The following is a 22,519-nucleotide window of genomic DNA, read 5'->3' as shown; positions in this document are numbered from 1 at the left end:
TTATCCTTTCGCAAGGCGGATGCGCGGATCGGCATAGGCATAGGCAATGTCGATCACGGCGTTGATGACGATGACGGCGATGGCAACGGTGAGAACGCCGAACTGCAGCACCGGGTAATCGCGCAGGATCGCCGAGCGCACGAGCAGCTGGCCGATGCCGGGCCAGGCGAAGATGCTCTCGATCACCACGCTGCCGGCCGCGGCGAGCCCCGCCACCTGCAGGCCGATGACCGACAGCAGCGTGATCGAGGCATTGCCGAGGCCGTGCTTCAGGATCACCCGCCGTTCCTTCAGCCCCTTGGCCCGGGCCGTGCGCATGTAGTCCTGGCTGAGCACATCCAGCATGGCGTTTCGGGTGAAGCGGGTGAGGGCGGCGATCAGCAGGCCGGAGAGGGCGATGGTCGGCATGATGAAATGCGCCGGCGTGCCATTGCCCACGATTGGCAGCCAGTTGAGCAGATAGGCAAAGACCAGCACCAGGAGCGTCGCCAGCACGAAGTTGGGCACCGCCAGCCCGAGGAAGGCCACCGTCATCACGGCGCTGCCCACCCAGGACTTGCGCTTCAGCGCGGCCAGGATGCCAAGGGGGATGGACACCAGCAGCGTGAAGGCAGTTGCGCTCAGGATCAGCTGGGCCGTTGGCCACAGCCGCTCTGCCACCACATCGGCGACCGGCCGCCGTTCCAGGAAGGAGAGCCCGAACTGGCCGTCGACGAAGGCCGCCAGATAGCGCAGGTACTGCGTCCACACGCTGCCATCGAGCCCGTAATAGGTCGTCAGCAGCTCCCGGTCTTCTCTGGTAATGCCATCACCCAGGACGAAGTCGATGGGATTGCCGGAGAGGCGCGTGGCAAAGAACACCAGGGTCACGATGGCAAAAAGCGTAATGACCATCTTGATGAGGGTTCGTAGGGCATAGGCCAGCATCGGTCAGTCTCCCGTCTGGATGGCTGGTGCCAGCGATGCCACCGGATCGGCGGGGCCGCGTGGCACCGGGGGCAGCACATGCAGGAAGGCAATCCCGGCGCGCTGGGCGGCAAGTCCGTCAGTCAGCGGATTGTCGCCGACGAAGAGGGCATCTGCTGCAGAGACCCCCGCCCGGCGCAGGGCTTCACTGAGCAGTGCGGTCTGCGGCTTGCCGATGGTCTGGTAGGCGAGTTCCGGCCAGCAGGCGGACAGCGCTGCCAGCAGGGCTCCGGTCTCCGGCTCCGGCAGGCCGTCTGCGCCCGGATGCACCAGATCCGGATTGGTCACCACCAGTTCAGCGCCCGATGCCAGAAGCCGCACCATCTTCGACAGCCGGCCCAGCCCGAAGTCCGGGTCCCGGGCCAGCATCACCACATCCACATCGTTTGCCCGCTCCGGCGCCCGGAGGGGGATCAGCCCCAGTGCCCGCGCCCGTTGCTCCAGCTGGGCCGAGGCGGCAAGAAAGATCCTTGCCCCCGGCCGGCGCTGGGCGATGTCAAGGAGTGCATGTTCCCCGGCCAGCAGGATCCGATGCGCCGGGATCTGGAAGCCGAGCCTGACCAGCCGCTCGGACAGGCTCTGGCCTGTGTCTCCAGAGTTGTTCGAGACGATCCAGAGCCGGTCGCCGCAGGAGCGGGCGAAATCGAGGGCACCGGGCAGCGCCGTTTCACCGGAGACAAGGCAACCATCGAGATCGCACAGCACTGCGGCATAGGCATCCGCCAGTCCGCTTTCCAGTCTCGCTACGGTGATCGGTCCGGCTGCCTGCGTCACAGTCTGTGTTCCTGTCGGGTAAAGGCTCCCCGTTCACACGCGGAATACCGGTGCGGCCGTGGAAACCCTGAAGTCTTGTTTGAAGCGGCTGCCGGGGAGCGAGCCAGCCGCGTTGAGACAGACAGTGCCCGGCCACTGTGACGTGGCCGTTACAGACGAAGCTTAAGGTATGAGCCGATCAAACATCCGGTTTGGTCATGCGGATCTTGGAGCGATATGCCCTATGCCTCTTGTTATGCTCATGTGTCCGAAGCAGGTGCCTGACCAATGAGCCTCAGTCTTTCCTGCATCCGGGCCGTCAATGCGGTGGCCGCCGGCGGTTCCTATGCCGCCGCCGCCCGCGCGCTGGGCCTGTCCCAGCCGGCCATCTCCCGCCATGTGCGCGATCTGGAGACCGAGTTCGGCGTCCGCCTGTTCGACCGCAAGAACGGCCTGCTGCAGGCCACCCCTGTCTGTCTGGAACTGTGCGACGTGGCCGAGCGCATGGCCGAGGCCGAGCGCCACGCCATGCGCATCCTGATGCGCCACAACACGCTGCTGAATGGCCGCCTGACCATCGGCCTCGGCAATTCCATGCCCGGCATGGCGCTGATCGCCGCCTTCCACAAGCGCCACCCCAGCATCGAGATTGCTGTCGAGACCGGCTCGCACGAGGCGATCACCCGGGCCGTGCTGACCCGCGCCGTCGACATCGGCATCCTGCCGGACGTGCCGCGTGATGGCCGCTTCCGGCATGACCTGCTGATGCGCCAGAATGTGGTCGCCATCGTGCATCCCGCCAGCCCTCTGGCGGGCCTTGACAGCGTCAACTGCCAGCGCCTGTTGCAGGAGCCGCTGATCTTCCGCACACGCGGCTCCTCCACCCAGCGCGTCGTCGACCGCGCCTTCCGCGCAGCCGGCGTCGAGCCGGTACCGCTGCTGACGCTGGACACCCGCGATGCGGTCTATGAGGCGGTGGTGAACGGTCTCGGTGTCGGCTTCATGTGGCGCAACGGCACGGGCCGCACCGACATCGTCCGCCGGCTGACGGTCACCGAGATGAGCCGGGAATATGACGAGATGGTCTTTGCCCTGTCCGAGGAAAAAAGCGTCCTGCACGACGCCTTCTTCGCCACCGTCTCCGCCTTCCGCGCCGAACAGGACGGCGGGGCGGCGCTTGCCGTCTCGCGAAGGACGGTCAGTCCTGCCCGTTCAGGAGCATCGGGGCGATCAGGTGGCCGGTGGTCTCGCAGGCGGCGTCCGTGAGGACGACGCGGTTGCCCTCGAGCCGCGCCGTGCCCGAGGCAATCAGCGCCAGGGCTTCCGGGTAGATCCGGTGCTCGACCTCGAGCACGCGGGCGCCGAGCGTGTCCGGCGTATCGCCATCCAGGACCGGCACCGCCCCTTGCATGATGATCGGTCCGGCATCCATTTCGCTGGAAACGAAGTGAACGGTCGCGCCATGCAGTTTCACGCCGGTTTCCAGCGCCCGCTCATGCGTGTCGAGGCCCTTGAAGGACGGCAGCAGGGCGGGATGGATGTTAAGCATGCGTCCGGCCCAGCGCTCCACCAGCCAGGGCGACAGGAGCCGCATGAAACCGGCCAGCGCCACCAGCTCGATGCCGGCCGCCTGCAGTTCGGCGTCGACTGCCTTCTCGAAGGCATCGCGGTCGCGGCCGAAGGACTTGTGATCGACCACCGCCGTGGCAATGCCGAAGGCGGCTGCCCGCTCCAGTCCGCCGGCGTCCGGCCGGTTCGACAGGACCAGCGCGATCTCGGCCGGATAGTCAGGTGCCTGCGCAGCCCGGATCAGCGACAGCATGTTGCTGCCGCGACCCGAGATCAGCACGCCGACCTTCTGGCGATGGCTCATGCGCCGAGGTCCAGATGGTTGGTGTAGGCGACATGCGCCTCGCCGTCGCCCGAGCCGGCCTCGATGCGGCCGAGGGTGAAGACGGTCTCGCCGGTCGCTTCCAGCGCGGCCCGCACGGCGGCTTCCGCGCCGGCCTCGACCACGACCACCATGCCGACGCCGCAGTTGAAGGTGCGCAGCATTTCGCTTTCCGCCACGTTGCCGGCCCTTGCCAGCCATTTGAACACGCCCGGCACCGCGATCTTCGCGAGGTCAATGCGGGCAACGCTGCCCTTCGGCAGCACGCGCGGCAGGTTCTCGGTCAGGCCGCCGCCGGTGATATGCGCCAGCGCCTTGATGCCGGAGGTCGCCTTGAGGGCGGCAAGCAGCGGCTTCACATAGATGCGCGTCGGCGTCATCAGCGCCTCGCCGAGCCTGGTGCCGCTCTGGAACGGTGCGTCGGCCTCATAGGTGAGCCCGGAGACCTCGACGATCTTGCGCACCAGCGAATAGCCGTTGGAATGGACGCCGGAGGAGGAGAGGGCTAGCAGCACGTCGCCCTCCGTCACGTCGGGGCGCGGCAGCAGGTTCTCGCGCTCGACCGCGCCGACGGCAAAGCCGGCAAGGTCATAGTCGCCCTTGGAATACATGCCCGGCATTTCCGCCGTCTCGCCGCCGATCAGCGCGCAGCCTGCGATCTTGCAGCCCTCCGCGATGCCGCCGACGACGGCCGTGGCCGTGTCCACGTCCAGCGCGCCGGTGGCGTAATAGTCGAGGAAGAACAGCGGCTCGGCGCCCTGCACCACCAGATCGTTGACGCACATGGCGACGAGGTCGATGCCGACCGTGTCATGGCAGCCGGTGTCGATGGCGACCTTCAGCTTGGTGCCGACGCCGTCGTTGGCGGCCACCAGCAGCGGATCGGAGAAGCCGGCCGCCTTGAGATCGAAGATGCCGCCGAAGCCGCCGATGGCGCTGTCGGCGCCGGATCGGGCCGTCGCCTTGACCAGCGGCGCGATGCGCTTGACGAGCGCGTTGCCCGCGTCGATGTCCACACCCGATTGGGAATAGGTGAGGCCGTTCTGCCCCCCGCGGTCCTGCGCGCTCATGGGTCACGTCTCCGTAAGCCGGTTATGTCTGATGCCGCAGGGCAATGCCTCATTTTGTCAGGCCATGCAATCGGGAACGGCCGCCGGTGCCGCTTTTCCGGCGGATCTTGCCAGGGCGCTTCACCTGTCTGCCCTCCATTCGTCATGCCATGGCTCGACCATGGCATCCATGCCGTTGCCTTTCCGAGCGGTACTGACTGACAAGGGGGGCAACGGCTGCCGGCCGGAACGTGAGGTCACGGCATGACGAAGGAGGGGGTATTGACGACGGAGCCGGGAACGATGAAATCCCGCAATGAGCCCCCCACAGCTTCGGCACCCCATCCTCACGACTATTTTTCAACACTTTCGTCATGCCATGGCTCGACCATGGCATCCATGCCGTTGCCTTTCCGAACGGTACGGACTGACAAGCGTGCGTCCAATTACTGCCGGCTGGACCGTAGGGTCGCGGCATGGATGCCATGATCAAGTCATGGCATGACGAAAGAGAGGGGCATGACGGGGGGGAAATCGTAGAGCGAATGACCCGCTCCAGCGCTTTCGAGTTCAGCAAAAAGACCCAATGGCGCGGACCGGACGCAATGATGCGCGCTTGACCATGACGCTCGCGCGCTCCTATCTGGCAGCGAAGGGCCCAAGGGCCGCCCGTGGAGACCTCGCATGACCCTGCGCCGCCAAGTCCAGTTCTGGCTGCTGTCCCTGATTGCCTTCATCCTGTTCATGACGGTGTTCAGCGCGGTGCTGTTGCCCTTTGTCGCCGGCATGGCGCTGGCCTATCTGCTCGATCCCGTCGCCGACAGGCTGGAGCGCATGGGAATGAGCCGGCTGGCGGCAACCCTGTCGATCCTGTTCGCCTTCGTGCTGGTGCTTGGCATCGTCCTGATCCTGCTGGTGCCGGTGCTCGGCAACCAGATGCTGGGCTTCATCGACCGGTTGCCCGGGCTGGTCCGCTCGCTGCAGAGCCTGATCACCGAAAATCTCGGCGACCGGCTGACCAAGGTGTCCGGCCTCTCCGTCGCCGACCTGCAGTCTTCGCTCGGCGACATCATGTCGAAGGGGGCGTCCTGGCTTGGCGGGCTGCTCAATTCGGTCTGGAGCGGCGGACAGGCGCTTCTGTCCATTCTGTCGCTCTTCGTCATTACCCCGGTCGTTGCCTTCTATCTGTTGCTGGACTGGGATCACATGATCGAGCGCATCGACAGCTGGCTGCCGCGTGAACATGTCGACACGGTCCGCAAGCTGGCCGGTGAAATGGACCGCGCTGTCGCGGGCTTTGTCCGCGGGCAGGTCTCGGTCTGTGTCCTGCTCGGCCTGTTCTATGCCGTCTCGCTGGTGCTGCTGGGGCTCAATTTCGGCTTGCTGATCGGCATCGGCGCGGGGCTCGTCAGTTTCATTCCCTTTGTCGGCGCGGCGCTTGGCCTGGTCGCCTCCATGTCGGTGGCCATCGTCCAGTTCTGGCCGGACTGGCCCTGGATCGTTGCCGTTGCCGTGGTCTTCGGCGTTGGCCAGTTCATCGAAGGCAACATCCTCCAGCCCAAGCTGGTCGGGGCGAGTGTCGGCCTGCATCCGGTCTGGTTGATGTTTGCGTTGTTTGCCTTTGGATATTTGTTTGGATTTGTGGGTATGCTGGTGGCAGTTCCCGCTGCTGCCATTGTGGGCGTGCTTGCGCGCTTCGCCCTGACGCAGTACCTAGCAAGCTCATTGTACCGGGGGACTGGCGACGGCGACAGTCAGAGGTCCAGCACCCAAACCGACGAGTAACGGCACCTGCCATGGCCGAGTTCCCGCGCCAGCTTCCCCTGATCCTGCCGCATGAGCAGGCGCTTGGCCGCGATGACTATCTTGTGGGCGAGGCCAACCGCGCGGCGTTGGATATGATCGAGAGTTGGCCCGCCTGGCCGGCCCCGGTCACGATCCTCGCCGGGCCCGTCGGCAGCGGCAAGACGCATCTGGTCGAGATCTGGCGTCGCCTGTCCGGCGCGACGGTCCTGGAAGCGCGAGAGCTGACAGAAGACACGGTGGACCGCCTTGTCGCCGCCGGACCGGTCGCCTTGGAAAATGCCCATCGCGGCGTCAATGAAACGGCGCTGTTTCACCTGATCAACGCCCTGCGGCAGGCGGACAGCAGTCTGTTGATCACCAGCCGCACCTGGCCGGCGGCGTGGAACCTGACGCTGCCAGATCTCATCTCGCGCCTGCGTGCGGCAACGCCGGTCGAGATGCCCGAGCCGGATGATGATCTCCTGCGCCGTGTGCTGGTGAAGCTGTTCTCCGACCGCCAGGTGATGATCGATCCATCGGTTGTTGATTTTCTTGTGGTACGCATGGAACGGTCACTGGGTGTCGCCGGCCGGGTTGTAGAGGCGCTGGATGCCGAGGCTCTGGCCGGAGGCTCCCGAATCACGCGTTCTCTGGCGGGTCGTGTGCTGGAGCGGCTGGAAAGCGGTGCCGAGTGACGTACAAGTTGAGGCTCTGGGCCTGCCCGGCCGATGATGAGGCGGCCGCCTGATGGCCATCGATAAGGAGACTGCCGTGCAGGACAAGTTGGAGGTGTCGCAGATTGGCGCCGGAGTTGCGGTTTCCGCCGGCATTGCCCCCGAGGTCAAGCTCGGTGACCCTGTAGCTGTGCTCGAACCGGCTCCTGCCGTAGCTGTGAACCATGAACTGATGCAGTCGCCGGCCCGATTCATGAACCGGGAACTGTCCTGGCTGCAGTTCAATCACCGGGTTCTTGAAGAGTCCGTCAACAAGGATCATCCGCTGCTCGAGCGGCTTCGCTTCTTGTCTATTTCCGCCAACAACCTCGACGAATTCTTCATGGTCCGCGTCGCCGGCCTGCGTGGTCAGCAACGCGCCGACGTGACCCTGCGGTCTGACGATGGCCTGACGCCGAGCGAACAGCTCGAGCGCATCACCTCCGCCTGCCAGCGCCTGCAGAGCGAACAGCAGCGACTGTGGCGGCAGATCCGCTCCGAGCTGGTCCAGACCGGCATCCGCATCTTGCTGGCCCAGGATCTGACGGCGGACGAGCGCGCCTGGCTGGAGAACCACTTTCTCGGCCATATCTTCCCGGTGCTGACGCCGCTGGCCATTGATCCGGCCCATCCGTTCCCGTTCATCCCGAACCTCGGCTTCTCGGTCGTTTTTGAACTGGCCCCGATCCGCGGCGGGCGCGGCATGACGGCGCTCCTGCGTGTGCCAAGCCACATGGACCGCTTCATCCGCCTGCCGGACATGGGACAGGGCGAGGTCCGCTTCATTACCATTGAAAAGGTCATCAGCCTGTTCGTTGGCCGGTTGTTCCCGGGCTACGAGATCAAGGGCAAGGGCGCCTTCCGCGTCATCCGCGACAGTGACATAGAAATCGAGGAAGAGGCCGAGGATCTTGTTCGCCTGTTCGAAAGCGCGCTCAAGCGCCGCCGGCGCGGGTCGGTGATCCGGCTGGAAATCGACGGCGCCGCGCCGGCCTCGCTGCGCGCTTTCGTGACCCATGCGCTCGGCGTGACCGATGCCGAGACATTCCTGGTGGATGGCCTGCTCGCCCTCGACAACCTGTCACAGCTGGTGGGGATCGACCGGGACGACCTGAAATTCGAGCCCTACACGGCCCGCTTCCCCGAACGCATCCGCCAGCATGGCGGCGACTGTCTGGCCGCGATTCAGCAAAAGGACCTGATCGTCCATCACCCTTACGAATCCTTCGACGTTGTGGTGCAGTACCTGCGCCAGGCCGCGCAGGATCCCGATGTCGTCGCCATCAAGCAGACGCTGTACCGCACCTCGAAGGACAGCCCGATCGTCAAGGCGCTTGCCGAGGCGGCGGAAGCCGGCAAGTCGGTCACGGCCCTGGTCGAGCTGAAGGCGCGGTTCGACGAGGAAGCCAACATCCGCTGGGCCCGCGATCTGGAACGGGCCGGTGTTCAGGTCGTCTTCGGCTTCATCGAGCTGAAGACCCACGCCAAGCTGTCGATGGTGGTCCGGCGCGAGAACGGCGAGCTCAAGACCTATGTTCACATCGGCACGGGCAACTATCACCCGATCACCGCCCGCGTGTACACGGACCTGTCCTATTTCACCGATGATCCGGACATCGCGGCCGATGCGGCACGGGTCTTCAACTTCATCACCGGCTACGCCGAACCGGCGGAGCTGAAGCGGCTGGCTGTCTCACCGATCAGCATGCGCAGCCGCATCATCGAGCTGACCGAGGCCGAGATCGAGCACGCCAAGGCTGGCCGTCCGGCCCAGATCTGGATGAAGATGAACTCGCTCGTTGATGCTGGCGTCATCGATGCGCTTTACCGGGCGAGCCAGGCCGGCGTGCAGATCGATCTCGTCGTGCGCGGCATCTGCTGCCTGCGGCCGGGCATACCGGGTCTGTCGGAGAACATCCGCGCCAAGTCGATTGTCGGCCGTTTCCTGGAACACAGCCGCATCTTCTGCTTCGGCAATGGTCACGGGCTGCCGTCGCCGCATGCCCATGTCTATATCGGGTCGGCTGACATGATGCCGCGCAATATCGACCGCCGTGTCGAGATCCTGGCGCCGATGATCACCCCGACCGTGCACGAACAGGTTCTCGACCAGATCATGGTCGCCAATCTCAAGGACAACCAGCAAAGCTGGCGCATCCTGCCCGATGGCTCGCACGAGCGCATGGCGCCAGCTCCGGGCGAGGAACCTTTCAATGCCCATCGCTATTTTATGACAAACCCGTCCCTGTCCGGGCGCGGCAAGACGGTGACCACCGAAAAGCCCCGCCACTTCAAGGAGCGACCGCAGCGTGCCTGACGCCAGCGCCAAGCATCCCCCCGCCCGGGGCCGCCTCAGCGGGTCCGGGCCTATCGCCGTCATCGACATCGGCTCAAACTCCGTGCGCCTTGTCGTCTATGAGCGCGAGGCCCGTGCGCCGACGATCCTGTTCAACGAAAAGATCCTCGCAGGGCTCGGGCGAGGTCTCGCCACGACGGGCGAGTTGATGCAGGAGCCGGTCCAGGCCGCGCTTGCCGCCCTGTACCGGTTCCGCTGCCTGTGTGAGCATATCGGCGTCCGGGCCATGCATGTGCTGGCAACCGCCGCCGCCCGCGATGCCAGCAACGGGGCCGCCTTCGTTGCCGAAGTTGAGCGTGTCACCGGCGTGCCGGTTCGCATCCTCAACGGCGCCGAAGAGGCCTACTACTCCGCGCTCGGCATTGTCTCTGGCTTCTGGAAGCCCCAGGGCATCGTCGGCGATCTTGGCGGCGGCAGCCTCGAGCTGGTGACCATCGGACCGCGCGGTGTGGGGCAGGGCGAGACCTATCCGCTTGGCGGCCTGCGCCTGCAGGAAGCCTCGGGCGGCAAGATCGCGCGGGCGCAGAAGATCGTCGAGGACGCGCTCGCCACTGCCAAGTGGCCGACGCGCGTGGCCCGTCATACCTTCTACGCCGTCGGCGGCACCTGGCGGTCACTGGCTCGGCTGCATCTCTTCGAAGCCGGCTACCCGCTGCATGTGATGCATAATTACGAGATCCCGGCGGAAGAGGCGATCGAGTTCTGCCGAATGGTCGCTCAGCGCGACGTGGAAAGCCTCGACTTCATCGAATCTGTTTCGCGGCAACGCCGTGCCTTGCTGCCTTTCGGGGCAATCGTCATGGAGCGGGTGTTGCGCCTGATGAAGGCCGAGAGGGTGGTGATGTCCGCCACAGGTGTCCGCGAGGGGCTTCTCTACGATTTGCTGCCGCCTTCGGTGCGCAAGCAGGATCCGCTTCTGGAGGCCGCGCGCGAACTGGCATTGCTGCGTGCGCGTTCGCCGGAACACGCCGAGGAACTGATCGCCTGGACCGATCGGCTCTATCCGCTGATCGGCATCGACGAAACCGAGGAAGAGCGCCGGCTGCGTCATGCCTCCTGCCTTCTGTCCGATATCGGCTGGCGCGCCCATCCCGATTATCGCGGTGAGCAGAGCCTCAACATCATCTCCAACGCGGCCTTCGTCGGCATCGATCATCCGGGCCGGGCGTTCCTGTCGATGGCGGTGTTCTATCGCCATGCCGGGCTCAACGATGATGCCTTGTCGCCGCGCCTGCGCGAACTGACGCCGACCCGGCTGAAGGAACGCGCCCGCATCCTGGGTGCGGCCCTGCGGGTGGCCTCGCTCGTCTCCGCGTCCATGCCCGGCGTGCTGCTCGACACCGAGTTCCTGCGCACCGAGGACGAGCTGATGCTGAAGCTCCCGGCCAAGCTCGCCTATATGGACGGCGAACGCCTGCGCAAACGCGTATCCCAGTTCGCCAAGCTGATCGGCTCCAAAGGCAACGTCCTGCCGCTTCCCTAAGCTGCAACAAAAAAGCCCTGCTGTCGGGCTCAGGGTCTGCAGAGGTTATCCCGCTCCGCGCTGTCCCGGCCTTGTGCCGGGACCTGGTGGGATGGCGAGGTGCGTGCCTGACAGGTCCCGGCACAAGGCCGGGACAGCGCGGGAAAAAATGACTTTCGCCGCGTACAGGCATCATTCCGGCGGTTCGCGGCAGTCCGGAATAGCAACAGAGACTGCGTCAGTACCCAGCCCCTCCGGCCAACCACAGGGGCTCACATCCCGGAAAATTGCCGACCGCGGGGTTGCCGAAAGACTATTCTGCAGCGGCAGAGTTCTGCTTGCCCTGATCAAGGGCGATGACCTGGCGTCCGTCGAAGGCAAGCGCAATCTTGCCGCGCTTCAGCTTCAGCGCCAGTTCCCCGAACATCTCGCGCCGCCAGCCGGACAGGGCCTGCACATCGGCATGATCGTCTGCTGCGATGCGCTCCAGGTCCTCGACTGTCGCAATCACCTTGGCGGCAACGCCCTGCTGCTCGCTGACGAGCTTGAGCAGGACCTTCAACAGGTCAACAGCGGCGGCGGAGCCGTCCGGCGCCTGCTTTCCCTTTGGCAGTCTCGGCAGCTTGTCCTTCGGCAGGGCCAGCGCCGCATTGACGGCCTTCAGGATATCTTCGGCCGGTTTTGACCGCTCGAACCCGCGCGGGATCGTCCGCAGGCGTCCGAGAGCTTCCACATTGGCCGGCTGCTGCGCCGCGATCTCGTAGATGGCATCGTCCTTGAGCACGCGCGAGCGCGGTACGTCACGGGCCTGCGCCTCGCGTTCGCGCCAGGCGGCCACTTCCATCAGGACGGCCAGCTCGATCGGCTTGCGCACGCGCATCTTCAGCCGCTGCCAGGAATGCTCCGGCTCTGTGTAATATGTCCCCTCGGACGTGAGGACCTGCATTTCGTCCTCGACCCAATGTGACCGGTTCTGTTCGGCGAGATTGGCTTTGAGGAACTGATAGACATCGCGCAGGTAAGTGACATCCGCCAGCGCATATTCGAGCTGCTTCTGGGTCAGCGGCCGGCGCGCCCAGTCGGTGAAGCGCGAGGACTTGTCGATATGCGCCCCGGTGATGCGCTGCACCAGCTGGTCGTAAGAGACTGAGTCGCCAAAGCCGCAGACCATCGCCGCCACTTGGGTGTCGAACAGGGGATGCGGGATCAAGCCACCCAGATGATAGACGATTTCGATGTCCTGCCTTGCAGCATGGAACACCTTTGTCACGCGCGCGTCGCGCATGAGGTCGAAAAAGGGAGCCAGATCAAGCCCGTCGGCCAGCGCATCGACAATGTAGGCATCGTCGGGCCCGGCCAACTGGATGACGCAGAGCTTCGGCCAGAAGGTCGTTTCACGCAGGAATTCCGTATCCACGGTTACATACTCGTGGGCGGAAAGGCGGGTGCAGGCTGCGGCGAGCGCTTGGGTCGTGGTAATCACATTCATGGTAGGCCCGGTCTATACCGCAGTCTTGCCATCTTGTCGCCATCAAACCGTCAGCCTCGCTTTGCGAGGACCTGTGAGGTTGCCGGCGAGGTTGCATGCGGTAACGACCTGCGCAAGGCTCAGGTACCGGAGGGAAGTTTCATGCGCAGGATTCTCATCGTCAACGGCAAGGGTGGCTGCGGCAAGACGACCTTCGCCACAACGCTTGCCGCCGCTTTTTCCGCGCAGGGCAAGCGCGTGTTTCTCGCGGACGCCGACCGGCAGCGCTCGTCCCTTGGCTGGCTGAAGCGGAGGCCGCAAAGCTTGCCGGTGATCCACGCGCTCGATTGGAGCAAGGGCAGCCATGACATGCCTGATGGCAGCCAGGGCTTCATCTTCATCGATGGTCCCGGCGGCCTGCGCGGTGAACGGGCGAAGGATCTGGTGGCCGAAGCCGATGACATCGTCGTCCCGCTCATGCCGTCCGCTTTTGACTGGGAAGCAACGGATTCTTTCCTGCGTCGCCTCTCGCAGCTGAAGCGGATCCGCAAGGGCAAGGCGGAAATCCTGGTTGTGGCCAACCGGGTCCGGCGCGGCCGGGCGGACCTGACCCTGCTGCAGCAACAGGCACAGGTAGCCGGCTATCCGCTGGTAACGGAAGTTGCCGACCGGGTGACCTATGCCCGCCATGCCGCCAGTGGTTCAAGTGTCTTCGATCCGCCAGCGGCTTCGGCTGACGTTCTGGCGCAGTGGCATCCGCTCATTCAGGCACTGGATTGATCACTCGGGCGCATCTCCCCCTCACGGCTTCTCCTTTGTGTGCCCTGATCCTGCCAGTTTCGCGAAGAAGGCGGAGGTGCGCAGGAGCGAATGGAAGCGGCTGCGGCGGCCCTCTGCCGGAATGCCTTCCCTCTGCATCATCCGCAGCACCGTGTAGATCATGAAGAGCCCCTGCACGGCGGCTGTGTACCAGAACAGGGAATGCGGCCCGTAGTGCCCCATCAGGATCGAGGCAAACAGCGGCCCGGCTATGGCCCCGACAGACCAGAAGAACAGCGTTCCCGCCGAGACCAGCGCATGCTGCCCGGGAGCCGCGTGGTCGTTGGCATGGGCCGAACACAGGGAATAGAGCGGCATGGCGAAGGCACCGAAGGCGAAGATGCCCAGGTAATTCAGCCAGACACTGTCGCCGGCAACGTGGGCAAGAAAAATGCCGGCGACAAAGGAGCCGAAAGTGGCGATGAGGATGATGAGGCGCCGGTCCAGCTTGTCGGAATAATGCCCCAGCGGATATTGCAGCACGACACCGGCAAATATGCCCGCGCTCATGAACGTTGCGATGGAGGTGACGGTCATGCCGATCCCGTCCGCATAGACAGGCCCGAGCGAACGGAAACTGGCATTGGTGAAGCCAACGACAATGCAGCCGACGGTCGCCAGCGGCGACACCTTCCACAACACCCGCACATCAAAGCGCACATGTTCCGGAGCTGCCGGGCTCGTGCGGTCGGTCAGGGAAATTGGCACAAGCGAGAGCGTCAACGCCATGGCGATGATGACGAAAAGCTCAAACCCGCTGACCCCGACGGCCGGAATGATGTACTGCCCCAACGTGACGGCGCCCAGGTCGACGAACCGATAGATCGAGAGGGTGCGGGCGCGGTTGGCATTGGTGACACGTGCGTTGAGCCAGCTCTCCACGACGGCAAACAGGCCGGCAATGCAGAGCCCCTGGACGAGGCGCATCAGGAACCAGGGCAGGGGCGCGATATAGAGCAACATCAGCATGGACGCGGCTGCGGCGATTGCCGCAAGCGCGCAGAAGGCCCGAATGTGCCCGATGGCCCTGATGATGCGCGTGATGTAGATGCAGCCGAGCGCAAAGCCGATGTTGTAGCCCGTGCCAATGAAGCCGATGACCTGCGGCGAAAATCCTTCCTCCAGTGCCCGCAGCGAAATGAAGGTTCCCTGCAGCCCGTTACCGCCGATGAGAATCCCGGCAGTGGCAAGGAGGGGAATGAGCGGACGGATTGTCGACATGCGGCTCTCTGGAAGGCTTGTGGATTGCGGTCAGGCGTGTCGGATCTTCGCGTTTTTGCGGCTCGCCCATTGTCCTGCCGGTCGGTTCAGCAGCCGACTCAGGTTCCCCGGAAGCCTGCAGGTCCCTTGTGTGCCTTTTTAGCTTGCGTGAGCCTGCGAAAAAAATTCAAGCGGTGAATGGACAGTTCACCAAATGTGATTGGTCAGTCCACGAGGCCCCGGCGTGGCGAGGCCTGGGGCGATCCGTGAATGCCTGCAGCGGGGGAGCGGCCCCGCCTGCGTCTTGACTTTGGCGGCGTGACGTGGCTTGTCCCCCTCAAACCTCCGTCCACATTCGTGGCTGGAACCCTTGTCATTTTCGCAAGACATCGAGGACTGCATGCACCGTTACCGGAGCCACACCTGCGGGCAATTGCGCGCGAGCCATGTCGGGGAAACCGTTCGCCTGTCGGGCTGGGTGCACCGCGTGCGAGATCACGGCGGCCTCTTGTTCATCGACCTGCGCGACCATTACGGCATCACCCAGTGCGTCGTTGATCCGGACAGCCCGGCCTTCAAGCTGGCCGAGACCGTCCGCTCGGAGTGGTGCATCCGCATCGACGGCGAGGTCAAGGCCCGCACCGGCGACACGATCAACGCCAACCTTCCGACCGGCGAGATCGAGCTGTTCATCCGCGACCTGGAAGTGCTGGGCGCGGCCAAGGAACTGCCGCTGCCGGTGTTCGGCGAGCCGGACTATCCGGAAGATGTGCGTCTGACCTACCGCTTCCTCGACCTGCGCCGCGAGACGCTTCACCGCAACATCGTCAAGCGCACCGAAGTCATCGCCGCCATGCGCCGCGAGATGACCAAGGGCGGCTTCACCGAGTATTCGACGCCGATCCTGACCGCGTCCTCGCCGGAAGGCGCGCGTGACTTCCTCGTGCCGAGCCGTATCCATCCGGGCACCTTCTACGCCCTGCCGCAGGCGCCGCAGCAGTACAAGCAGCTCCTGATGATGGCGGGCTTCGACCGCTACTTCCAGATCGCCCCGTGCTTCCGCGACGAGGACCCGCGCGCCGACCGCCTGCCGGGCGAGTTCTACCAGCTCGACCTGGAAATGAGCTTCGTCACCCAGGAAGACGTCTGGAACACCATGGAGCCGGTGATCCGCGGCATCTTCGAGGAATTTGCCGAAGGCAAGCCGGTCACCCAGACCTTCCGCCGCATCGCCTATGACGATTCCATCCGCATGTATGGCTCCGACAAGCCGGACCTGCGCAACCCGATCGTCATGGAAGCCGTCACCGGGCATTTCGCCGGCTCCGGCTTCAAGGTCTTCGCCAACATGATCGCGGGCAACCCCAAGGCCGAGGTCTGGGCAATCCCGGCCAAGACTGGCGGCAGCCGCGCCTTCTGCGACCGCATGAACTCCTGGGCCCAGTCCCAGGGCCAGCCGGGTCTCGGCTACATCTTCTGGCGCACCGAGGGCGACAAGCTCGAGGGCGCCGGTCCGATCGCCAAGAACATCGGCGAGGAGCGCACCGAGGCCATTCGCCAGCAACTCGGCCTTGGCGATGGCGATGCCGTCTTCTTTGCCGCTGGCGATCCGTCGAAGTTCTACAAGTTCGCCGGTGAGGCCCGCAACCGCGCCGCCGACGAACTGAACCTCATCGACCGCGACAGGTTCGAGCTGTGCTGGATCGTCGACTTCCCCTTCTACGAGTGGAACGAGGACGAGAAGAAGCTCGACTTCGCCCACAACCCCTTCTCGATGCCGCAGGGTGGCATGGACGCGCTGGAAAACCAGGATCCGCTGACGATCAAGGCCTTCCAGTACGACATGGTCTGCAACGGCTTCGAAATCGCCTCGGGCTCGATCCGTAACCAGTCGCCGGACCTGATGGTCAAGGCCTTCGAGAAGGTCGGCCTGTCGGCCCAGGACGTGGAAGAGCGCTTCGGCGGCCTCTACCGCGCCTTCCAGTACGGCGCGCCCCCGCATGGCGGCATGGCCGCCGGTGTCGACCGCATCATCATGCTGCTGGTCGGGGCCAAGAACCTGCGTGAAATCTCGCTGTTCCCGATGAACCAGCAGGCGCAGGATCTCCTGATGGGCGCCCCGACGCCGCCGAGCACGCAGCAGCTGCGCGAACTGCACCTGCGGCTGAACCTTCCGGCCAAGTGATCCGGTTCGGCGGCGGTGGGCCTGTGCTTCACCGCCGCTGACCCCGGCCCGGATAGAGGGCCGTGATTCCGGCCCAGCCCGCTGGCTGTGCCGGCCCCCGACAGAAAGGCTGCAAGTTGAGCCTCACGCGCTGGTTTTCCGATCCCGACGGCTCCTACGTCCTCATTCGCCGCCTGATTGCGGAAAACGCCCGCGAGCATCTGCCGGGCTATGCGCTGACCATCGTCTTCATGGCCCTGATTGCCGCCTCGACTGCGGCCAGCGCCTGGATCATGCGCGATGTCATCAACGAGGTTTTCATCAACCGCGACAAGGAGATGATTGCCCTCATCTCGGTTGCGGTGATGGGCATCTTTGCGGTCAAGGGCTTTGCCACTTTCGGCCAGCAGGTGCTGATGAGCCGCATCGGCAATGCCATCGTCGCCCGCATCCAGAACCGCCTGTTCAAGGTTATCACCCGGCAGGACATGGCCTTTTTCGATCATACCCCGCTCGGTGACCTGACAACCCGTCTCGCCCACAACTCCCAGGCGGCGCGCGGCGTCATCGACATGGTGATCCTGTCGCTTGGCCGCGATGTGCTCAGCGTCATTGGCCTTGTCTCGGTCATGGTGCTGCAGGATCCGGCGCTCAGCGTCGTCGCCCTCCTGATCATGCCGCCGGCCGTGTTCGGGGTTTCGCTGCTGGTTCGCCGTGTGCGCAAGCACGCCAGGTCGCAGTTCGTATCCACCACGCGGATCGTCTCTGCCATGCAGGAGACGACCATCGGCATCCGCGTCGTCAAGGCATTCCGGGTCGAGGAGCGCATGCGCCAGGAGATGGGCAAGGCCATCCGCGATGTCGAGCACCGCTCCAACCGCATTGCCTCGCTGACGGCCCGTACCTCGCCGCTGATGGAAACGCTCGGTGGCTTCGCCGTCGCCATGGTGATCTTTTACGGCGGCTATAGCGTCGTCGAGCGCGGCCAGGATCCGGGCGCCTTCTTTGCCTTCATCACGGCGCTGCTCCTGGCCTATGAACCGGTGAAGCGTTTGGCGCGATTGCAGGTCAACCTCAACACCAGCCTCGTCGGCGTGCGGTTGATGTACGAGATGCTCGACCGCCCGCCGTCCTATGCCGACCGTCAGGGCTCTGCGGAACTGCTCGTGCCCAAGGGGGAAGTCCGCTTCGAGGGCGTGGCCTTCAGCTATGGCGATGCGCCGGCGCTGAATGGCCTGAATTTCACTGCCGAGGCCGGCAAGGTCACGGCTCTGGTGGGTGGCTCCGGGGCTGGTAAGTCGACCACCTTCAGTCTGATCGAGCGCTTCTATGATGTCACCGGCGGCCGTGTGCTGATCGACGGGCAGGACATTCGCGATGTGACGCTCGCCTCGCTGCGCGGTCATATCGCTCTGGTGACCCAGGACACCTTCCTGTTCGACCTGTCGATCCGCGACAACATCGCGCTCGGCAGGCCTGGTGCCAGCGACGGCGACATCATCCGCGCCGCCATGGACGCCAATGCGCATGAATTTATCGAAGCGCAGCCGCAGGGCTACGACACACTGGTGGGCGAGGGCGGTAGCCGTCTTTCTGGCGGCCAGCGCCAGCGCATCGCCATTGCCCGCGCCATGCTGCGCAACGCGCCGATCCTGCTTCTCGACGAGGCAACCTCTGCCCTTGATGCTGAATCCGAGGCGAAGGTGCAGGTGGCCCTCAAGCGCCTGATGCAGGGCCGCACCACCCTCGTCATCGCCCACCGACTGGCGACCGTGCGCGACGCGGACTGCATTCTTGTCTTCGACAAGGGACAGGTGGTGGAATCCGGCACGCACGGCGATCTTGTCGCCCGCGATGGCCTCTACCGCCGCCTTGCCGATCTTCAGTTCCGCGACATGCCCGACCGCGCCGGCTGATCCCGCCGCTTGAGCAACGCGGGCGGATCAAGATCATACCAACGCAACAAGGCCCCGGATCGCTCCGGGGCCTTGACGTTGATATGTTTCCAATGGTCATCCCGGACGCAGCGAAGCGGAGATCCGGGACCGGAGAGCCTAAGCCTCTCAGATATTAAACCAGCGAATTCTCGATACCTCGACCCTCCGGTCCCGGCTCGGCGCTTCGCTTGGCCGGGATGACGAGGGTGAGGTCGAGGCCTGTCATCAAGCTCCGGCCCCGGATCGCTCCGGAGCCTTGCTTTTCTGCGGTTACTTGCTGCGGACCCTGGCGTTCAGGAGGTCCGGGATCGCGTTCGGGCTCGCCATCATGCCGATGAGCTGGGTCACCGGGACCGGTTTCTCCGGAGCGATCTCGATGACGATCTCCTTCGGGTCCATCAGGAAGACGCGCAGGGCCTCGACCAGTTCCTTGCCGAAGCGGGTGGCGGCGAGCGGACCCATGTCGTTGGCCGCGGTGTCGGCAAGGCCCATGGCCAGCGTGTCGGCGGACAGCTTGGCGTCCTTCGCTTGCTTCTCCAGCATCGCCCGGACGATCTTTGCATCGCTGGAGCGGACCATAGCGGACTTCACCGTTGCGCCGGCAAGTGCCAATTGCGCCATTTCCGGCGTCTCGAACAGGGCGCGGGAGACGTTGCCCAGCACGAAGTTCATCTTGAACGATCCGCCGTCCTTCAGGGTGACGCTGAGATCCTCAAGGGCAAGGTCGCCGGTCGCCTCGTTCCAGGTCACCTTCAGGTTCTGGTCAATCACCACGTCGGTCAGGTTCATGGCCTCGAAGACCGAACGTGCTTCCGCCTCCTCGATGAGAGAGACCGGGAAGCGGATGCCGCGCATCGACAGGCCGATATCGGTCGGAATGCGGTTGATGTGGCCCCGTTCGGTCTGGCGGTACTCATCGATATTGATCTCGCCGCCAAGCGTAGCCGCGTTGAGGTTGAAGCCAACGATCTCGAACAGGCCGATCAGCGGCCGCGCGGCCAGTGTCTGGGCGAAACTGGGCTCACCTCCAATCATGCCGATCTCGATCAGGGCCATCAGGCTCGGGAACTCGAGGTCAGCGATGGCAATCCGGTGAAGCTTCAATTTCCCCTGGGCTGTGACTTCGCCAGAGAGACCGTCGATGGAGAACTCGCCAAAGCCCTTGGAGGAGAGTTCCCGCAAGGTGGTGCGAGTCAGCTCGCCGTTGACCTCTGGCGCTGTCACCTTGACGCCGTTGACTTCCATCTTGCCAAAGCGGAACACCCCGACAGCTTCCATCGCCGCCATGCCGATTTCCATCTCGTCCGGCGCCTGGTCCAGCGCGGCCGCATCCAGCATCGGCAGGATCTTCAGCGGGCTGGTGTCGCTGACGCCGATGTCTTCCGCCGTCAGGCTGGCAATCGAAACCTCGAAGCCGTCGCCCTTGACACGGAAGTCAACGGCATCCTGTTCCGCCATCAGGGTCTTGCGGCTGGGGTCAGTGCCCTGGCCCAGAAGCGACAGCAGGGGCATCAGGTCGGTGCCACGGGTCACGGTGCGACCGAGGGTCATTTCCACGGTCTGGAAGCCGTCGCCGGTAAAGTTCGGCAGCATTTCGGTCTGGACCATCCGGTCGATCGAGTTCTCCTCGATCCGGCCGTCAGCCTGATTGCGGATGACATAGTTTTCATACCGAACCGAGCTGTCCATGCCGGGAATGCCGGTCTGGCGCGTTTCGATGCTGGCGGCCGCCATCCGGTCGGCCTTGACGTCGAGCAGCAGCTTGGCGAGCGGAAAATATTGCGTCACCGGCTTCTGCGGATCATTCGGCAGCGCTGGCAGTGCCGGCCAGGCAAGGCCGGTGGCCTCATAGCCTTTCTGGACAATGACCATCTTTACATTGGGCTGGTCTGCGGCCGGGTCGGCCGTCGCCTCTCCGCCATTTTCTGCGCCATCGGCGTCTTCGTCCGTTGCCTCATCGTCCTCGGCTTCCGCGTCCTCGTCGCTTGTGGCATCTGCCAGTGAGGCCGAACTGTTGAACAACTCGCCCGGGAGTTCGATTTCCATCGTCAGGTCGCCCGGGATTGCGATGCTGTCCGCGGTGTATCCTGTCGCCGAGCGCGTCAATCCGGTGAGGTTCATGGCGCCATAGGTGACGCGCACATCAATCGCATCGCCATCCTGGCCCGGCATCGGAATCGAGAACACGACCTCACCGTCATGCAGCGTCACATCGCGTTCGCTGAGGCCCGGCTCGATACGGCCATAGCGGGCTACGGTCGCGCCCCAGGCCTTGTACTGCTCGTTCCATTCCTTGACGATGTCGGATGCCGTCTCGGCGTGAGCGGCAAAGGGCAGGCTCATCACACAGGCAATGAGTGCGATGCGCAGGGCGCCCCGGCCAGGTGCGGGGCGGGCGGCTGTGCGGGCGAACATGGAGCGCCTCCAGTTTGGTGTGCGCAAAAAATGCGCGGGTCAAAGACAGGTGCCGGTTGTCCGGCTCAAAAAACCAGACGCGGCCGAAGGGTGCCGGCCGCGCCTGTGGTGACTTGGGTTCAGGCCGGGCCGATGATCAGTTGCCGTTGGCCGTGATCGCCACGCCCAGAACCTGCGGCAGTGTCTGCGGTGCCAGCATGGCTGTGCCCATGATCTGCGCAACCGGGACTGGCTGCCCCGGCTTGGCTTCAAGCTTCAGTGAGCCGGGCTTGTCGAGGAAGGACGACAGCGCCGTGCTGACCGAGGTCTGGAACTCCGGGTTCTGCAACAAGGACAGCATCATCGGCAGGCCTGCCTTCAACTGTGTGACAAAACCTGCCCGGTCGGTGCCGGCGCCCTTGGCCTGCTGGTCGAGGACCCGTTCGACCAGGCTGTTGTTGTCGAACCGCACGCTGATCGTGTTGACCGTCAGGCCCTGCAGCAAGGCCAGGCTCTGCTCGCTGTTGTCCTTGGCCGCTTCCAGCTGGGTGACGACATCGCCGGTCAGGCCGCCGATTTTCAGCGCCATCGCCCAGGTGCCCATGTCTGCACCGGTGATGTCGAGCTGCGGAATGTCGAGATCGCCGCTCTGCGGCGACCAGGTGAAGCTGGTGGCGATATCCAGTGACAGCTTGCCATAGCCCAGATCGGTAAAGGTCTTTGCGCCGTCGTCTTCATATTGGGCGGGATCGATGACTAGGCCAGTCAGTTGCAGTTCCCCTGCTGTCGGCCATTTGCCTTCGTTCGCGCTGGTTGCGAGATAGACGGAATCGACGGTGACTTCCTTCTTGTTCTCGTCCTGGATGTTGATCCCCTCGATCTCGACGGTGCTGTAGCCGGGCGCCGAGGAACTGTCCGCCTTGGCGAGGTCTGCGGCAGAGGGAATGATGACTTCGGTGGCGACCAGTTGCGCGATGGCGATGACGCTCTTGTCTGCCGTGAGGGTGAGTTCCTCCAGCGCCAGTCCTTCCAGCGCGAGAGTGCCGTCAGCCTTTTCCTCAGCCCCCGTCAGCGTGATGACGCCGATCTCGAGCTTGCCAGCTTCCGGAGCCTTGCCCTCCATCACGATCGCTTCGATCATGACCTGGCCGCCATCTTCTGAAACGTCACCGACCGATAGGATTTTGCTCTCACCCGTCTCGATTCGCTTCAGGAAAGCGTCGGCAACTGCGTTGCCGGTCGGATCAAAGGCGAGGGCACCATGGGTCAGGAACAGGCCAACAACGGCAGCGCTGACACCGCGCAGGAGAAAGGATCGCATTCGAAAAACTCCAAAACATGACGATAGGGAACCTGCCGGCTGGCACGATGCGCCAAGCCAATTCCCGAGGCAAGCAAATTGAGCCCGGCTCGACCAGGCTAGAGAACTCGGGCCGGATCTGGCCGATGGCGAGTGACCGCAAGCTTCCGCGCCACCGCGTCGGCCGGTGTGACCGGAGCAATCGAGAAGAGATCGGCGGCGAAATTATGACCACAAGCTGGTGCCGGGCTTGAGCTGGGGG

16 protein-coding genes are annotated in these 22,519 nt (G+C 64.4%); 8 read left to right on the top strand and 8 right to left on the bottom strand.

The features are described 5' to 3' along the window. Positions 1-927, bottom strand: a complete 927-nt coding sequence (locus C8348_RS10230) for an ABC transporter permease (RefSeq protein ID WP_106753231.1) — start codon at positions 925-927, stop codon at positions 1-3. Between the two features lie 3 nt (positions 928-930). Further along, on the bottom strand, positions 931-1,740 hold the full coding sequence (locus C8348_RS10225; protein WP_198646999.1) for an HAD-IIA family hydrolase: 810 nt from the start codon (positions 1,738-1,740) through the stop codon (positions 931-933). Between the two features lie 267 nt (positions 1,741-2,007). Between C8348_RS10225 and C8348_RS10220 the strand changes: the two genes are divergently transcribed. Next, the gene (locus C8348_RS10220; RefSeq protein WP_106753230.1) at positions 2,008-2,985 is read left to right on the top strand and encodes a LysR family transcriptional regulator; all 978 of its coding nucleotides are present in this window, start codon (positions 2,008-2,010) and stop codon (positions 2,983-2,985) included. Here the strand turns inward: C8348_RS10220 and purN are convergent. Beyond that, positions 2,918-3,592 (bottom strand): phosphoribosylglycinamide formyltransferase, encoded by a 675-nt coding sequence (purN, locus tag C8348_RS10215; RefSeq protein ID WP_106753229.1) that lies wholly within the window; start codon positions 3,590-3,592, stop codon positions 2,918-2,920. The two genes, C8348_RS10220 and purN, sit on opposite strands and share 68 nt — an antisense overlap. After that, on the bottom strand, positions 3,589-4,680 hold the full coding sequence (gene purM, locus C8348_RS10210) for a phosphoribosylformylglycinamidine cyclo-ligase (RefSeq protein WP_106753228.1): 1,092 nt from the start codon (positions 4,678-4,680) through the stop codon (positions 3,589-3,591). The genes purN and purM overlap by 4 nt, the downstream gene beginning before the upstream one ends. Before the next feature lie 663 nt (positions 4,681-5,343). Between purM and C8348_RS10205 the strand changes: the two genes are divergently transcribed. From C8348_RS10205 to C8348_RS10190, 4 genes are all read left to right on the top strand, one after another. Next, the gene (locus C8348_RS10205; RefSeq protein ID WP_106753227.1) at positions 5,344-6,444 is read left to right on the top strand and encodes an AI-2E family transporter; all 1,101 of its coding nucleotides are present in this window, start codon (positions 5,344-5,346) and stop codon (positions 6,442-6,444) included. Positions 6,445-6,455: 11 nt separating this feature from the next. After that, positions 6,456-7,139: a P-loop NTPase family protein gene (locus C8348_RS10200; protein WP_106753226.1), complete on the top strand. Its 684-nt coding sequence runs from the start codon at positions 6,456-6,458 to the stop codon at positions 7,137-7,139. 211 nt (positions 7,140-7,350) lie between these two features. Then, positions 7,351-9,474 (top strand): RNA degradosome polyphosphate kinase, encoded by a 2,124-nt coding sequence (locus C8348_RS10195; protein WP_106753359.1) that lies wholly within the window; start codon positions 7,351-7,353, stop codon positions 9,472-9,474. Next, positions 9,467-10,996 carry a Ppx/GppA phosphatase family protein gene (locus tag C8348_RS10190; protein ID WP_106753225.1) on the top strand — a complete coding sequence of 510 codons (1,530 nt, stop codon included), beginning with the start codon at positions 9,467-9,469 and terminating at the stop codon, positions 10,994-10,996. The genes C8348_RS10195 and C8348_RS10190 overlap by 8 nt, the downstream gene beginning before the upstream one ends. A gap of 292 nt (positions 10,997-11,288) precedes the next feature. Here the strand turns inward: C8348_RS10190 and rnd are convergent, their stop codons facing one another. Beyond that, positions 11,289-12,464, bottom strand: a complete 1,176-nt coding sequence (rnd, locus tag C8348_RS10185; protein WP_106753224.1) for a ribonuclease D — start codon at positions 12,462-12,464, stop codon at positions 11,289-11,291. Positions 12,465-12,605: 141 nt separating this feature from the next. Here rnd and C8348_RS10180 point away from each other — a divergent pair, with 141 nt between their 5' ends. Beyond that, positions 12,606-13,223, top strand: coding sequence for a ParA family protein (locus tag C8348_RS10180; RefSeq protein WP_106753223.1), 618 nt, complete (start codon positions 12,606-12,608; stop codon positions 13,221-13,223). Between the two features lie 21 nt (positions 13,224-13,244). On the opposite strand, the gene C8348_RS10175 is transcribed toward C8348_RS10180, so the two are convergent. Then, positions 13,245-14,483 carry an MFS transporter gene (locus tag C8348_RS10175; protein WP_106753222.1) on the bottom strand — a complete coding sequence of 413 codons (1,239 nt, stop codon included), beginning with the start codon at positions 14,481-14,483 and terminating at the stop codon, positions 13,245-13,247. Between the two features lie 379 nt (positions 14,484-14,862). On the opposite strand from C8348_RS10175, the gene aspS reads away from it, so the two are divergent. Next, a complete protein-coding gene (aspS, locus tag C8348_RS10170) occupies positions 14,863-16,647 on the top strand; it encodes an aspartate--tRNA ligase (protein WP_106753221.1) in 1,785 nt (594 codons plus the stop codon). 116 nt (positions 16,648-16,763) lie between these two features. Further along, the gene (locus C8348_RS10165; RefSeq protein WP_106753358.1) at positions 16,764-18,542 is read left to right on the top strand and encodes an ABC transporter ATP-binding protein; all 1,779 of its coding nucleotides are present in this window, start codon (positions 16,764-16,766) and stop codon (positions 18,540-18,542) included. A 291-nt stretch (positions 18,543-18,833) separates the two neighbouring features. On the opposite strand, the gene C8348_RS10160 is transcribed toward C8348_RS10165, so the two are convergent. Continuing rightward, the gene (locus tag C8348_RS10160; RefSeq protein WP_106753220.1) at positions 18,834-20,978 is read right to left on the bottom strand and encodes a hypothetical protein; all 2,145 of its coding nucleotides are present in this window, start codon (positions 20,976-20,978) and stop codon (positions 18,834-18,836) included. Positions 20,979-21,114: 136 nt separating this feature from the next. Next, positions 21,115-22,278, bottom strand: a complete 1,164-nt coding sequence (locus tag C8348_RS10155) for a hypothetical protein (RefSeq protein ID WP_106753219.1) — start codon at positions 22,276-22,278, stop codon at positions 21,115-21,117. Positions 22,279-22,519: the final 241 nt, after the last annotated feature.

This window comes from Pannonibacter carbonis, assembly GCF_003012935.1.
Classification (GTDB): Bacteria; Pseudomonadota; Alphaproteobacteria; order Rhizobiales; family Stappiaceae; genus Pannonibacter; species Pannonibacter carbonis.
Note: the sequence above shows the minus strand (reverse complement) of the source record. Positions and strands in the feature narration are given on the sequence as shown.

Bases quoted from the DNA above. Each gene is read 5' to 3' on its own strand.
- C8348_RS10180 (WP_106753223.1), top strand. From the start codon at position 12,606: ATGCGCAGGATTCTCATCGTCAACGGCAAGGGTGGCTGCGGCAAGACG.
- C8348_RS10230 (WP_106753231.1), bottom strand. From the start codon at position 927: ATGCTGGCCTATGCCCTACGAACCCTCATCAAGATGGTCATTACGCTT.
- purM (WP_106753228.1), bottom strand. From the start codon at position 4,680: ATGAGCGCGCAGGACCGCGGGGGGCAGAACGGCCTCACCTATTCCCAA.
- C8348_RS10160 (WP_106753220.1), bottom strand. From the start codon at position 20,978: ATGTTCGCCCGCACAGCCGCCCGCCCCGCACCTGGCCGGGGCGCCCTG.
- C8348_RS10155 (WP_106753219.1), bottom strand. From the start codon at position 22,278: ATGCGATCCTTTCTCCTGCGCGGTGTCAGCGCTGCCGTTGTTGGCCTG.
- rnd (WP_106753224.1), bottom strand. From the start codon at position 12,464: ATGAATGTGATTACCACGACCCAAGCGCTCGCCGCAGCCTGCACCCGC.
- C8348_RS10200 (WP_106753226.1), top strand. From the start codon at position 6,456: ATGGCCGAGTTCCCGCGCCAGCTTCCCCTGATCCTGCCGCATGAGCAG.
- C8348_RS10205 (WP_106753227.1), top strand. From the start codon at position 5,344: ATGACCCTGCGCCGCCAAGTCCAGTTCTGGCTGCTGTCCCTGATTGCC.
- C8348_RS10175 (WP_106753222.1), bottom strand. From the start codon at position 14,483: ATGTCGACAATCCGTCCGCTCATTCCCCTCCTTGCCACTGCCGGGATT.
- C8348_RS10220 (WP_106753230.1), top strand. From the start codon at position 2,008: ATGAGCCTCAGTCTTTCCTGCATCCGGGCCGTCAATGCGGTGGCCGCC.
- C8348_RS10195 (WP_106753359.1), top strand. From the start codon at position 7,351: ATGCAGTCGCCGGCCCGATTCATGAACCGGGAACTGTCCTGGCTGCAG.
- aspS (WP_106753221.1), top strand. From the start codon at position 14,863: ATGCACCGTTACCGGAGCCACACCTGCGGGCAATTGCGCGCGAGCCAT.
- purN (WP_106753229.1), bottom strand. From the start codon at position 3,592: ATGAGCCATCGCCAGAAGGTCGGCGTGCTGATCTCGGGTCGCGGCAGC.